The following is a 14,442-nucleotide window of genomic DNA, read 5'->3' on the forward strand; positions in this document are numbered from 1 at the left end:
TTCTTATCGTACCTTATCTATGATTACATCGGTTCAGATCTCATGACTTTACCAGGGGAAAGTGGCAGGCCACCATTCGACCTGGAAGCAATTCCTCAAGCGCCGGCTCCTGCTGGCGGCATTTCTCCTGGGCCATCGGACAACGGGTATGAAATCGGCAGCCTGAAGGCGGATTAGCTGGTGAAGGAACGTCGCCCTGCAGCACAATCCGGTCTTGCTTCCGTCTTGGCGTTGGTTTGGGAATGGCCGAGAGCAGTGCTGCCGTATAGGGATGCAGCGGAGCAGCGAATAACGTCTCGGTCTCTGCAACCTCGACCAGTTTACCCAAATACATAACGCCTACACGATCCGAGATGTGACGGACCACATTCAGTCCATGCGCAATGAACAAAAAGGTCAATCCAAGCTCCTTCTGCAGCTTCATCAGCAGGTTGATCACCTGGGACTGCACCGACACGTCAAGCGCAGATACCGCTTCATCGGCTACAATGAACTGCGGATTCAGCGCAATCGCACGTGCAATCCCGATCCGCTGGCGTTGCCCGCCCGAGAATTCATGCGGATAACGGTTTCTCCGCGATGCGTCCAGACCCACCAGTTCCATCAGCTCCACGACTCTGGCATCGATCTCCTTGGCTGACATGCTCCGGTGAATCCGCAGCGGCTCGCCTATGATATCCTTGACCAGGAACCTCGGATTCAACGATCCGAACGGGTCCTGAAAAATAATCTGCATCTTCTCCCGCAGTTTTCGCATATCCTGATGACTCAAAGAGTGGATATCCCGGCCACCAAACAGCACTTCTCCCTCAGTGGCACTCTGCAGTCTGAGCAATACCCGCCCAAAGGTGGACTTGCCGCATCCGGATTCACCAACCAGCCCAAAGGTTTCCCCTTTGCGGATAGACAAGGAGACACCGTCTACCGCCTTTACCTGCCCAACGGTCCGGTTCAAAAGACCTTTAGTGATCGGAAAATATTTCTTGATGTTCTTCACATCCACTAGAACTTCAGCCGTGGAGGTTGTCTCCATCATCGGTTCGACTGCTGTCTCATTCGTCATGCGTGTCTCACCTCATCTTTGTTGTCAGCTTGAACCGGCTTATCCTGAAACAGCCAACAGGCCGTACGGTGATCATCCGTGATCATGAAATCCGGCGGCTCCTTCATAGTGCAGACCTCCATCGCATGCGGACAACGCGGATGAAAGCGGCAGCCTGCCGGAAGCTGGCCGATTGGCGGAATGGTTCCTTTTATCGTATACAGCTCTCCGCCGCGTCCCCCCTCAAATCCGGGAATGGATTGCAGCAGACCAATCGTATAAGGATGACTAGGATGATCAAAGATTTCTTCTACAGTACCCTCTTCTACAATCGCCCCCGCATACATAACAGCAATACGGTCCGCCATTTCAGCCGCTACCCCCATATCATGGGTGATCAGCAGAATGGACATACCAAGCTCAGCTTGAAGCTTGCGCAGCAAATCGAGAATCTGAGCCTGAACCGTAACATCCAGGGCGGTTGTCGGCTCATCTGCGATCAGCAGCTCAGGATTACAAGCGAGGGCAATCGCGATAACCACCCGCTGGCTCATCCCGCCTGACAGCTCATGCGGATACTGCTTTGCCCGGATTTCCGGTGCCGGAATGCCAACCAGCTTCAGCAGGTCGACAGCCATTTCGGCAGCTTCCTGGGCGTTCTTATTCTGATGCAACTGCAGGCTTTCGGCAATCTGATCGCCTATCGTGAACACCGGATTCAGTGTGGACATCGGATCCTGAAAGATCATAGCGATCTGATTGCCGCGGATTCTTCGCATCTCTTCCTGCGACTTGGCTGCGAGATCCTTGCCGTGGAAATTAATATTGCCTTCAAGAATCATTCCGCCTGCGTAATCGATCAGCCGCATAATCGCAAGCGAAGTGACACTTTTGCCGCTGCCGGACTCACCCACCAGACACACCGTCTGACCTTTATCCACTGCAATGGAGATTTGGTCGGTTGCCTTAACCATCCCTTTTTCTGTAATAAAGCCGGTGGTCAGTTTCCGGATTTCGAGTAATTTTTCCGCCATTTGTCCAGCCTCCTCCGGGATTTGGTCACTTGCTGTCTGGGATCCAGTCCATCCCGAATTCCATCGCCGATAAAGTTAACCGCCAGTACCACAAGCAGGATGCACAACCCCGGATAAACCGCCTGCAGCGGATCCACCAGCATGAATTCCTGCGCATTACTGAGCATAAGTCCCCAGCTGGTAGCCGGAGCCTGAATACCAAGACCCAAATAGGACAGGGCCGACTCACTCAGAATCGCACCTCCGACCATTAGAGTCGCATTTACGATTATCGGGAAGCTCGCATTGCGGAGCAGGTGGCGGAATATAATCCCCCAGCTTGACACCCCGATTGCCTTGGCGGCCTCCACATACTGCATTTCTCTAAGCTGCAGGAAGTTCCCCCGGACTAGCCGTGCGATACTCATCCAGCTGGTCAATGCCAGAATCAGGATCATATACTCGATCCGGGAGCCGAATATCGCCAGCACGAGAATATTAAGGAACAGCGTAGGGACCGAGTTCATCACGTCCACAATACGCATGAAGACGGTATCCACCCAGCCGCCGAAATAACCTGAAATCGCCCCGATAATCGAACCGATGGCTACGGAAGCAAAGGCTACTGAAAACCCGATAATCAATGAGATTCTTGCACTGTACAGCAGCCGGGTGAGAATGTCACGGCCGAGCTCGTCTGTCCCAAGCAAATGCCCCTCAGCTCCGGGCTTCAGGTTGGCGAACATCAAGTCAATGCCATCCGGTTTATACTTAGTGAGAAGAGGAGCAAGCATTGCAATCACTATGAAAAAGAGCAACACGACAAGTCCGCTCATCGCGTATGGGTTATGTGAGAACTTTTTCCATAGGATGACCCAAGGTCCGGGAGGCTTTTTGAATTTGGCCGCTTGTTCCAGATCCAAAGTAGGCATTGCATCAGCAGGCAATTGTGAGGGCTCAGTACTCATGCTGTTTTGCCTCCCTGCTTACCGAGCTTGACTCGGGGATCTACTATTGCGTATAAAATATCCGCCAGCAAATTGCCCAGTACAACCATGACCGCCGTTACAATGGTTATAGCCATAAGCACTGAATATTCGCGCTGGGTCGCCATTTGCACGAACCAGCGTCCCATGCCCGGCCAGTTGAACACACTCTCCGTTAAGGCAGCCCCTGCCACCAGGATAGGAAGATCCAACCCCAGAATGGTAATGATCGGAATAAGTGCATTGCGCAGCGCATGGTGGAAGACTACCTTGCGTTCCTTGACACCCTTGGCGCGTGCTGTCCGGATATAATCCTGGTCTAGCACTTCAAGCATGCTTGCCCGTGCATACTTCATATAGGAGGCCAAAAATCCTAGTGACAACACGGTTACCGGCAGCACAAGGTGCATGAACAGGTCACTGATGTCTCCTTCTTTTCCCCTTGTATGCATATCAGACAGAGGAAACCAATTGAGCTTCAAGGAGAACCACTGCTGCAGCAATATCCCGAACCAGAAGGTCGGCATAGCAAAACCAAGATACGAGATGAAGGAGGCCGACTGATCGGACAATCCATATACTTTGGTACTGTTATATATCCCCCAGGGAATTGCAATGATTAGAGACAACAGCCACGCAGCTCCCATGAGAATGAAGGTGTTGCCTATACGGGGCCAGAGCAAGTCCGCAACCGGCAGATGATTCTTAAACGTATAGCCCAAGTCGCCCTGCAGCAAGCCGCTAATCCAGCGCACATACTGTACAGGGACAGGTTTATCCAGGCCAAGATTATGTGCTTGCTGCTTGAAGACTTCCGGTGAAAGTCCAGGAGACAGCATCATCTGGGTCGGCCCTCCGGGAGCCGCATGAATGAGAAGAAAGGTAAGTATCGTAATCAAAAAGATCACCAGTACCGATTGCAGTACGCGACGGATCAGATATTCTGTCATCTAATGTCCTCCTAGAGATGGTAAGGCACAGAATCACGTTCCCCCAAGACAAAAGGAGAAGAGGAAAGAGAATTCTCTTTCCTCCCCGTAATTCTATTTCCTGTGTCTGCTCGTTTAGTCGGTAACCCACCATTTGAGAGCATGGAAGTACTGTCCATAGCCCAGTGACGGCTCAGGAGCATCTTCCTCTGCCCAGTGAACTCTAGGCCCCGTACCAATGGCTTGCCCGTATTGATACAGGAATACGTAAGGCAGGTCAGTAGAGATTTCTTTACCTACTTCTTTATAAATTTCTTTACGCTTCTCTTGGTCAACCGTAGAATAACCATCTACCCACAGCTGATCCAGCTTCTCATTCTTATACCAGCCGCTGTTCTGTCCAGCAGGCGGGAAGTACTTGGAGGAGAAGATGCTCTCTGCATCCGGATCCGGAGTGTTCAGAGACCATGCCAGCAGCAACGCTTGGAATTTACCCGGTGTTACGTTCTGGTCAATCCAGGCTGCAAAGTCAATGGCTTTCGGCGTTACTTCAATACCGACTTCCTTAAGATTCTGCTGGATGACTGCTGCGACCTGCTCACGACGGCTGTTGCCCGCGTTATACTGCAGTTCGAAGGAGAAACGGTGTCCGTCTTTGGTGAGAATGCCATCCTTACCGGCAACCCATCCGTCTTCTGCCAGCAGCTTCTTCGCTGTTTCCGCATTGTAGTCATAGTTGACAGCTGCATCCCCCGGATCAGCCCAAGTATCCGGCAGGAACGGTGCGTTCATTAGGGCTCCGACACCCTTCAGAATGTTATCGACCATCCCTTGGCGGTTCAATGCGTGTGCAATGGCCTGTCTGGTCTTCTGTCCCGTGAATAAACCGTATTTGTCTTTGAAGTTCTTGGCATCGAAGTTGAACATTACATATTCGTACTGAGCGCCCGGCTTCTGAATGATATGAATCGAGTCGTTGGCCTTAACGGCCTCAACCTGTGTAACCGGAATAGCACTGATATGATCCGTGTCGCCCTTCAGGAGAGCTTGAACCTCGGTATTCTGATCAGCATAGATTTTGTATACCAACTGTGCGATATGAGGTTTAACTTCGCCCCAGTAGTTGGGATCAGCATCAAGAGTATGGCTGTCACCCTGTTTCCAGGAAGTCCATTTCCAAGGTCCGCTTGTGACGGTCTTGGCCGGGTCAGTACCATAAGCATTGGTTTGCATTTCTTTCGGTGCAACATCCTTCAAAATATGCGATGGTACAATAGCCTGGCAAAGCGCGTAGAGGAAAGGCGCATAAATCTTGGACATTGTAACTTTTACTGTGTGGTCATCCACTTTCTCTACGGTCTTCACTTTGTCAAAAGCACTCGTAAGTGGTGAGCCGGTTTCCGGATTCTTAGCAGTTTCTATGGTATATACCACATCATCGGCTACAATCGGCTGACCATCACTCCATTTAATGGTATCTTTCAATTTAATCGTGTACGTCAGTCCGTCTGCGGAGATTTCCGGCAAAGACGCTGCCAGAGACCAAGGTTCTGCCTGTACGTTTCCTTGACGGTCCAGATCATAAAGCTTGGCAAATACGAATTCTGCCAGATCACCCGAAGAGGTGTCGTTAATCATAAGAGGATTAATATTTACGATATCGGAAAATGTGCTCATTACCATCGTACCGCCATCCACCGGGGCATCTGCAGCCGGTTCAGAAGCAGCGGGAGCTTCACTTGCGGCTGGAGCAGAACTCTCTGCCGTAGCACTTGGTGAATTAGTTGCGGTGTTATTTGTACTGCACCCTGTGAATAGAACCCCTACAAGGGATAGAACCAGTAAGCCAGACCACCATTTTCTCTTTTTCGCCATCCTGTTTACTCCTCCTTTTGTTAGATCCGTGTAACATCTGAACTGCCAATACCGTTGCAACGCACTCTCTGTCCTAAACCTTTGTTCAACCTCCCTTGTGTAAGTCAAACGTTTTTGCCATGTGTCATCAAGGTATGTAACAATACCTTACAAGGAATCTTTTACTCCTTAAGCCGCTATCCGCTGGAATAGACCGAAGGTCAATTAGCTACAGGACAGCACCTATAGGGAAGCTAAGCTTTCCCGTATAAATTATGGTTTATATTACATGTTAAATTTTCTTACGTCAATATCTTTTTTACCCGTTTTTTACCTTGTATTATTTCTATATAATGTATTTGATCTCCTTATTCATCCATTATATTTCCTGTGCAAGTTATTAATTCCACTAATAGTTAAGGAAAACAAATAGATAGGCCAAGTGTTACCTTATCAATGTAAACATTATGTAAGATTTTCATTTATGAATATACATTTTCATACAAAAAAAAGAAGCGAACGCTGTTAAGAGGCCGTCCACCTCTTCGCTGTTCGCTTTTTAATATACGGATTGTTGGATCGATATCCGTCAACCAGTCGAGTATGTAGTTGCCCCTTTACTTGCTCACACAATTTCTACCTTTTTTCTTCGCGCGGTATAGGGCGGTGTCCGCTGATTTCATTACACTTTCCGTGGTTTTGTTCTTCTCGTTCTTCTGGGAGACCCCGATGCTTACAGTTATGTAGATTTGCTTTGCGGCTTTTGTGCCGGAGGATCTTTTTTTGGATTTGCTTTTGGATCGGCCTTTGGCGCGCAGGGTGAAGGCCCGTTTGGATATCTTTTCCCGTAGCTCTTCGAGATGGGGCAGCACATCATTGATGTTTTTACCCGGAAAAAGAATCGTGAATTCCTCCCCGCCATAGCGGAAGGCCCTCCCTCCGCCTGAAACGTCCTGTAAGGTGGATGCCACCAGTTTTAACACTTCATCTCCTGTGTCATGTCCGTAGGTATCATTGAATTTTTTGAAGAAATCGATATCCAGCATCGCAATAGCATAGTTAAACCCCAGCTTCATCATGTCCTGCTTAAGGGCCCGCCGCGAGGGTAATCCGGTAAGCTCATCAGAAAAAGCCATCGAATACGAGTCCTGAATGATTGATAGTATAAGAACAATCCCTGAAATGGCAAAAAATATCGAATACAGTAGCGGACTGCTGCTTTGGTGCAGGACGTAGAACATGGCTAGCAGGACACTAATGAATGAAATTTCCTGTGTGGAGGACCGGTGAATGATGAATCTAACCATCAGGATGGCAAAAGTGACCACAAACGCAATAACCGCCAGCTGCGGTATGGGTGTCATATTGTGAAGATTAACCGGCACTACCTCAGTATTTAATAGATTTAACCATTCTCTCTCTCCTGATTTTATCTGCCAAAAGAAAAACAGGCATTCTGCCAGGATCAGAGCGATCCGAAGAGTTCCCCATAAACTGATAATGCCCCGTTCTTTAAAAAACGAGAACAACGCAATATTCAGCGGAATCACCAGGCAGATGATGGAGTAAATATCCTCCGGCCGCACTGCAATGCCTGGGATTTCCGGTAAATAGGTTGTTGAGGCCAGACAAACCGCCAGAATAACCAGAATGTAGAATTCCCGGCTCCGGTTAAATTTCCAGGATAATATGGCTCCCACCCCAAAAATAACATAAGGAGAGAGCCTTAACACCCCAAGCTGCGAATCAGACAAAGTATTCATTTGGACAGACAAAAAGTAGGCTGCTGCAAGAAGAAAAAAGGGTATGGCTCTGGAAAAGAAAGCTGTAATCGTCGTTCTCAAGCTCAATAATTCCCTTCATGGAGTATTTCTGTGGCTTCCTATTATATCGGTTTATTGAGGCGGCAGCTTCACCACAACGTCATATTCCCTTCCAGCTTCCACATCTTTGATTATGCCATCTTCGATGCGATTGCCGTTCACGTACACTTCCGCAGCACTCACACCAGCTTCCCGTTTCATCACGATATGCAGCTCCGCTCCTCTAAAGCTCCGTTTGACCGACGCCTCTTCCCAGTGCGCAGGAAGCTGAGGGTGGATACGGATTCCTGCCTCATTCCCCTGCACTCCAAACAGGCCGTCAATCAGGCAGCGGTATACCCATGGCACTGTCCCTGTATTGAACAAATGACTGGAGCGCCCGGCGGTACGCGGGAATTGTCTGTAAGCCCCCCGATAATAGTTAGGGATGAACACAGGCAACTGGCCGCGTCTGACCAGATCCTCAGTATCCGGTCCGGGGATCATTTTGCGCAGCAGGCGGTAGGCATCCTCTTGTTCTCCCACAGCGTAAAGCGCATAGATGTAAAAAGCTGCCGCATGGTTATATACCGCGCCATTCTCGGCGGTTCCCGGATGCTTCTGTGTGACTCTGCCCACATCCTCGCGCATGGCGGTGTAGGACGGCGCCAGCTTTTCCAGACCATAAGGTGTTTCCAGCTGCTCCTTGACCGCCTGCATCAGCTTCTCCTGCTTCGAGGCATCCGCAGCCCCGCACAGCAGAGCCCAGCCCTGAGGGTTAATAAAAATCCGTCCCTCCGTATCCTTGCTGATACCGAACACCACATTATCATCAGTGATTCCCCGGGCATACCAGTTGCCGTCCCACAGATATTGGTTAATGGCCTCATTCGCCTTGTCCGCCGCCGCAACTAGTGTTCTGCCAAGATCCGGCTCTCCGCTTTTGCTGCAGATGTCCGCCCAGATCAAGAAGGCATAAGCGGATGCCATGGTCAGCCAGCCGGAGACACCTTTACCTTTGTAGCCCACCATATTCATCGGATCACACCAGTCGCCCTGGTCGATATAGTTCAAACCGCGCTCATCCGTTGCCTCCATCAGCCAGAACATCGCCCGGTTAATATGTTCCAATACAGTAGCCGTTTCTTCTCCGCCCGCAAAAGCAACCTCTTCCTCTAGAATGGTGTAATCATTCGTTTCATCCAGGTAGGTGCTGAGGCAAATCGGCAGCCAGACACAGTGATCCATATGCGGAACCTGATTGATATACTTCAGCTCAGCCGCTTCATGCAGAATAATTCCATCCGGCATAGCTCCGTTTGCCTTTTGCTGGCTTAATGCCGTAAGAAACGCATTTCTTGCCATCTGCGGCTTGATGTAGCTCATTCCCATATTGTCCTGGAGGTAGTTCCGGGTCTGGGGATCGGTGGTCAGACGGTTGGTCTGGCCATGATAATACATTTGCCGCGGCAGCCAGTGATTTACGAAGTTGTCCAGATCAGGATCAGGCGTCTTAATCTCAATGCAGCCTTTGCCCTCCTGTATGTACCCGGCATATTCCCGCTCCGCCACAGCAAATCCGTCCTCACCGCCGAACTCCGCATTCAGGAAATACCGCTGGCGGATCTGCGCGACCTCTTCTTCCGTCTTGGCTGGACCAAAAATAAAGCGGTAAAGCTTGTCTTCACCTGGCGCAAGTTCAGGACTGTATTGCAGAACACACAGCGGCATCTCATAGCGGGCATCCCCTTTGGAGAGCTCTTCCTGCTGAACGGCCGATGGCATACCAATCCCGCCCTCCCCTTCAAAGGCTTCCTGGCTGGCTTCCCAGGCGCGCGGCGGCTGGTCGGCAAGAAGAAAAGTTTTATCCTTAAGTTGCTTGATCTTCGCATAGTCCTGATATTTCTGATACGGGGTAATTGCGGAGCAGACCATCGCTTGCAGCTCCTCGTGGTACTCCGCCGACTGATTCATCCAAGACATATAGCCCACCGTAAAATATGGATAGATACTCAGCTTCCGTTTCCGGTCCGAGAGATTCTTCACCTTTACACGCCATAGCTCCATGGCCTCGTCTTTGGGAAGACTAAGCGTCATTTCTACAGCAATGCCAAGATGTTCAAGCTTCCAGACAATATGGTGTTTTCCAACCGCAAAAGTATACTGATCCGGCAGAACGCGAACAGGCTCATATGGCGCCGAGAAAATCTCACCCGTCTCTTCATCCTTCACATAGAGAAACCGGCCGGGATGATGGGCATAGTAAGGCTGCTCCGGCTGCATAAAGGTCTTCGCTTCCAGATTCGGCGCATAGGAATACTTGGCAGGCTCAGGCTGCATAAACTGCGCGACCGCATACCCGCGGCAATTGACGTGAATCATCATCTTCTCGTTCCATAGAAACCCTGAAGCTTTGGGGAGCTGAGTGGGGCTCGTCAATTCAACATATTCATTGTCTTCTGTAGCTCTAATCATTATTTAGCCTCCCTATATTAAGTACCTATTCAATCTAATCACATAGTAGTTTTAGTATAACGGTCATAGATGAGATAGTACATTGTCCAATGGTAACGTTTTCGGCAGCAGTAAAATAAGGGATGTCCCGTAAGTGGGACACCCCAGCAGTATTATGAGTAGGAACGCTTGTAGTATAGAAATACAAAGCCGTGAAATTACTGCTCTTTGTTCCGGCCGAGCAGCCCACTGAGAGCCTCTGTCACGTTCATACCGGTAAGGGTCTGAGTTAATTCAGGAACCTGGGCCATGATTTTGGCGATATCACCGGTAATTTTGTTCACGCCGGATGATGTTCCATCCTGGGAAATCACTGTAATCTTATCCACCTTGGCCAGCGGAGAAGCGATCTTTTCAGCCAACTCTGGCAGAACCTTTAAGAATTCCACTGTAAGCGCGGCTTGCGTGAACTGTTTGTACGCTTCAGCTTTCTTCTCCAGCGCCCCCGCTTCTGCCGCTCCAGCCAGTTGAACAATTTCCGCGTTGGCTCTCCCCTTTGCCAGTTCTGCTTCCGCGGTCGCCAGCCCCCGCTTGGTCATGGTGGCTGCCTCTGCTTCCGCCTCAAGAATCTGCCGCTGCTTGGCGGCTTCCGCTCTCATGATCGTAGCCTGGTTCTCGGCCTCAGCAGGCTTGATCACCGTCGCCTCCAGTTCTTTCTGTCTCAACTCAACTTCGATTTCCCGGACGGTCCGGTTAGCCTCTGCTTCCATCTGCGTGATCTTGACCTGCTCGGTAACCAGCGACTGTTTGATCTTGTTCTGCTGCAATTCGTACGCAAGATCCGCCTGCGCTTTCTTCACTTCTGTCTCCAGCTTAAAGTCTGCCTGCTTAATGTTCAATTCCTTCTCGAACTGGGATTCCTTGGCGCGTGCGGCAGTTCCTGCTTCAATGGTAGCCTGATGTGCATTGGCTTTGGCAATGGAGGATTCTTTCTCCGCCTCGGCTTGCTTGATCTGAATGTCGCGTTCCGCTTCGGCTTTGGCGATGCTGGCATCGCGGCGGATGCGCTCAATCTCCGGAACCCCCATATTGTCAATATATCCTTTGTCATCAGTAATCTTCTTAATGGTGAAGCTGACTACCTCAAGCCCCATCTTGTCGAGGTCTTCCGAACAGGTCTCCCGCATTTTGCTGTTGATCTCGTCAGGAGTTTTTAGAATAGATTCCACCGTTAATTGTCCGATCAAGCCGCGCAAATGACCTTCCACCGAATGTAGAATAATCGTCTCGCGGTCTTCCTCCGGCCGGTCGATAAACTGCTCACTGGCAGTCAGAATAGCCGTAGGATCGCTCTTAATCTTTATCTGGGCTACCGCCTCCAGGTTAAGCTTGATGCCTTGCTTGGAGAACATCGCCTGCGCCGGGATAACATCGAAGCTCATCAGCATCATTGAGATGGTCTTATTGTTCTGGAAACCGGGGATAACGAACGTCCCGCCGCCCTGAACTACTCTTTTTCCGCCAAGGCCGTACACAATCATTGCCTGATTGGGCGGAACCTTTTTATAAGCGTTCACGATACTGAACAAAGCCAGCAGAATTACAACAACGATTCCCGAGATTAAATAAAGAATAACCATTATGTCCGACACTCCCCATTAATTATAATTGTTCGATTTCACTCTCGAAGAGAGTTACTGTCGCCATTCCCTTATCCACCTTCAAAATAATCACCCTGTCGCCCTTGGCAAGCTGCTGGCCGGTTTCTGCCCGCACTCCAATAGAGCGCATCGTCCCGTGCAGTACATATTTCATTTCTCCAACGGCTTCATCCACCGCAGGTATGCTGATGTACCCGAGTTGCCCAACCTGCTCATAATCCATTTCATTCATGCTGCTGTCATACCGGGTCATCACCCGGGCCAGCACCGCATACATCAAACTGCCGAGCAGCAAGGCAACCACGGTGCAGATCAGTACCACTGCAAGTAGATTCATTCCTGTAAACCGGGTAAGCACATAACCAGTCCCGCCCCAGACCGTGACGAACACCATCAGAGGGAGTATGGGCACAAAGCCTGGACCGCCAGCATCGGCGCCTCCCGCATGAAGATGACCCGCCAAGCCATGCCCATGAAATCCTCCGCTGAGGAGGAGCAATAGTCCAACCCAGAAGCACACGATAAACACAGTAACGATAATAACACCCCCTTTAAAGCATTTAAAATAACGCTCAATCGCTCTAATTCCCGTTGTTATAAGATTTTAAGTTCCTTATACAGACCGCCTTTCCTCTCTGTATGCGCAACAAAAAGACCACAGAAGCGGCAGGGCTCTCCGTGGTCGGTTAATCGATCATGGCGCTCATCCTCTCTCTTCGAGGCTTACGGGGTTAGCTGACGGATTCGGGCAGCGAGATTGCCCTACCCTGCTGGTACTGTGTTATTCAGTATGCAGCAAGGATTCACCCCAGGGTGAGCGGCTGCTATCTGAGCAAAAGCCGTATTCACCATTGGTTCCCCCGTTCCCGTTGCCGGAATTCAGCCATTTGAGAACAGTTATATTACATTCGGTTGTTGATTTGAATCTTACGCCTGTGGCCATTTATTGTAAAACATGGCGGATGACAAAAGAAACCAAAAATGCCGCCCCTTCACGTATGAATGCGCATTCTTTGGTTTCGCTCTTAAGCGGCCGATGATTTGCTCCTTTTTGCTCCATTTCTCGCAAGCTCTCCCAATGACCGAAGCCAAGGCACACGCACTATACACCTTAGGCGCTTACGGTGTTGACAGCCGGGTCGAAATCCGGAAACAAAGCTGATAGCTGCCGCTTTTCCGCAATCTGTCCGTCCTCTCCGCTAAAGCAAGCCACCCATGATCAAAAATGCAGAGCAGCGATCCTTCAATAACTGGAGAATCGCTGCTCTGCTCACTTTTTGTGGTTTTAAGAATGAATAAAACTGCCTTCCGTTAACAGCCCCAAATTACACTTGTCTCTTTTTCCCGGAGAACCGGCATTAGTTAAGTGAATCCAACAGCGTCTTTAATTGTGGGTTGAGCTTCAACGCATTCAGGATGATCTGCATTGCTTCTGCGCGTGTGGCATTGCTCTTAGTATAAAATTTCCCATCCGCTTTGCCGCTTATGATACCAGCTTGTGCTTCAGCTTTGATCTCGTTTGCTGCATAGGAGCCCTTCAGGTCATCGAAATTGCCTTTGGTGGTGTCCTTTGTTAGGTTGCCAAGGTTTATGACGCGGGACAAAAGGACAACCATTTCCTCGCGGGTGATTGTTTTATTTGGCTTGAACGTAACATCCTCGTAGCCGCTGATAACTCCTGCCTCTGCGAGCTTCTCGATGGCGCCTTTAGCCCAGTGGTTACCGACGTCCTTAAAAACAACACCAGTATTGCTGCCGCCTTTGATATCGAATACCCGACTCAGAATCACTGCAAATTCAGCGCGTGTGATCTCACCATCCGGCTTGAACGTACCATCCTTGTAACCTTCAATCACATGTAGCTTCACGAAAGTATCGATAGTTTTTTCGGCCCAGTGTCCTTTCGTATCAGCAAATTCAACCTTAACATTAGATTTCTTAGCTTCCTCTACCTTGGACTCGAAAGCATTAACTAAGTTTATTACATTAACAATGCTGCTATTAAATACATCAACTGCTGGTTTCGTAGATCCAGGTGGTGTCACTGTTGGCGTTATACTGTCCGCCGGCGTACCACCCGGTGATGGCTGCCAGGATACATCCTCCCGATTCACAGTTACCATATACGTATTGCCAGTCCCGTCTGGGGCCGTTACGCTAATCTGAATCAGGTTCGCGCCTACCTGTAAATTGTTGGCTCTATACGTATACATATTGCCGGTTACGGAACTGTATACGGCTCCCGAAACGGTAAACGTCGCATGAGAATCCGCTGTGGTAAAAGAAAGATTGCTGCTTGAAACGGAATTAGCTACACCATTCACGTTATATTTCATAGTTGCTGCTGTAAATGCTGGTGTCAATGTCCCTTGATCCACTGACAAGCTGGACAACAGTGCATTTGATGAGATCCATTTCGCATAGAGAATGGCGTTCGCCGATCCCATGCTGAAGGTGGCATTCGACGCGTAGTCGGTGCCGCTTCCGTCCGCCTTCGTATTCCAGCCTGCGAACGTATAACCCGTCTTCACCAGCGTTCCGGTATTCCCCAGTATCGTCACTGTGTTCCCTTGCTGATAGCTGTTGCTGTCGGTCGGAACCGTACCGCCGGTGCTGCCGTTTCCGTTATACGTTACGGTGTAGGTCGGATTCGCTGTCCACTTCGCATAGAGGGTGGCATTCGCCGATCCCATGCTGAAGG

General features: G+C 49.8%; 10 protein-coding genes and 1 riboswitch. All 10 genes read right to left on the minus strand.

What is annotated here, in order from left to right; translation table 11 throughout:
* Positions 1-40: 40 nt before the first annotated feature.
* A complete protein-coding gene (locus ACAN54_RS29320; protein WP_379164173.1) occupies positions 41-1,063 on the minus strand; it encodes an ABC transporter ATP-binding protein in 1,023 nt (340 codons plus the stop codon).
* The gene (locus tag ACAN54_RS29325; protein WP_379164176.1) at positions 1,060-2,076 is read right to left on the minus strand and encodes an ABC transporter ATP-binding protein; all 1,017 of its coding nucleotides are present in this window, start codon (positions 2,074-2,076) and stop codon (positions 1,060-1,062) included. Before ACAN54_RS29325 ends, ACAN54_RS29320 begins: the two co-directional genes overlap by 4 nt.
* Positions 2,043-3,023: an ABC transporter permease gene (locus tag ACAN54_RS29330; protein WP_379164179.1), complete on the minus strand. Its 981-nt coding sequence runs from the start codon at positions 3,021-3,023 to the stop codon at positions 2,043-2,045. The genes ACAN54_RS29325 and ACAN54_RS29330 overlap by 34 nt, the downstream gene beginning before the upstream one ends.
* Entirely contained in the window at positions 3,020-3,991 is a 972-nt protein-coding gene (locus ACAN54_RS29335; RefSeq protein ID WP_379164182.1) for an ABC transporter permease, read from the minus strand. The genes ACAN54_RS29330 and ACAN54_RS29335 overlap by 4 nt, the downstream gene beginning before the upstream one ends.
* A 114-nt stretch (positions 3,992-4,105) precedes the next feature.
* On the minus strand, positions 4,106-5,845 hold the full coding sequence (locus ACAN54_RS29340; RefSeq protein WP_379164184.1) for a peptide-binding protein: 1,740 nt from the start codon (positions 5,843-5,845) through the stop codon (positions 4,106-4,108).
* Between the two features lie 596 nt (positions 5,846-6,441).
* Positions 6,442-7,587, minus strand: a complete 1,146-nt coding sequence (locus ACAN54_RS29345) for a GGDEF domain-containing protein (protein ID WP_379164187.1) — start codon at positions 7,585-7,587, stop codon at positions 6,442-6,444.
* Positions 7,588-7,719: 132 nt separating this feature from the next.
* Positions 7,720-10,101 (minus strand): GH36-type glycosyl hydrolase domain-containing protein, encoded by a 2,382-nt coding sequence (locus ACAN54_RS29350; protein ID WP_379164190.1) that lies wholly within the window; start codon positions 10,099-10,101, stop codon positions 7,720-7,722.
* A gap of 197 nt (positions 10,102-10,298) precedes the next feature.
* Complete coding sequence (locus ACAN54_RS29355; RefSeq protein ID WP_379164193.1) at positions 10,299-11,720, minus strand: flotillin family protein; 1,422 nt, start codon at positions 11,718-11,720, stop codon at positions 10,299-10,301.
* Positions 11,721-11,742: 22 nt separating this feature from the next.
* Positions 11,743-12,270, minus strand: coding sequence for an NfeD family membrane protein (locus ACAN54_RS29360; protein ID WP_379164196.1), 528 nt, complete (start codon positions 12,268-12,270; stop codon positions 11,743-11,745).
* Between the two features lie 176 nt (positions 12,271-12,446).
* Positions 12,447-12,636, minus strand: a riboswitch (cyclic di-AMP (ydaO/yuaA leader).
* Between the two features lie 463 nt (positions 12,637-13,099).
* The coding region (locus tag ACAN54_RS29365; RefSeq protein ID WP_379164198.1) for an S-layer homology domain-containing protein at positions 13,100-14,442 on the minus strand (1,343 nt) is incomplete at its 5' end.

The sequence above is a fragment of the Paenibacillus diazotrophicus genome (assembly GCF_042610465.1).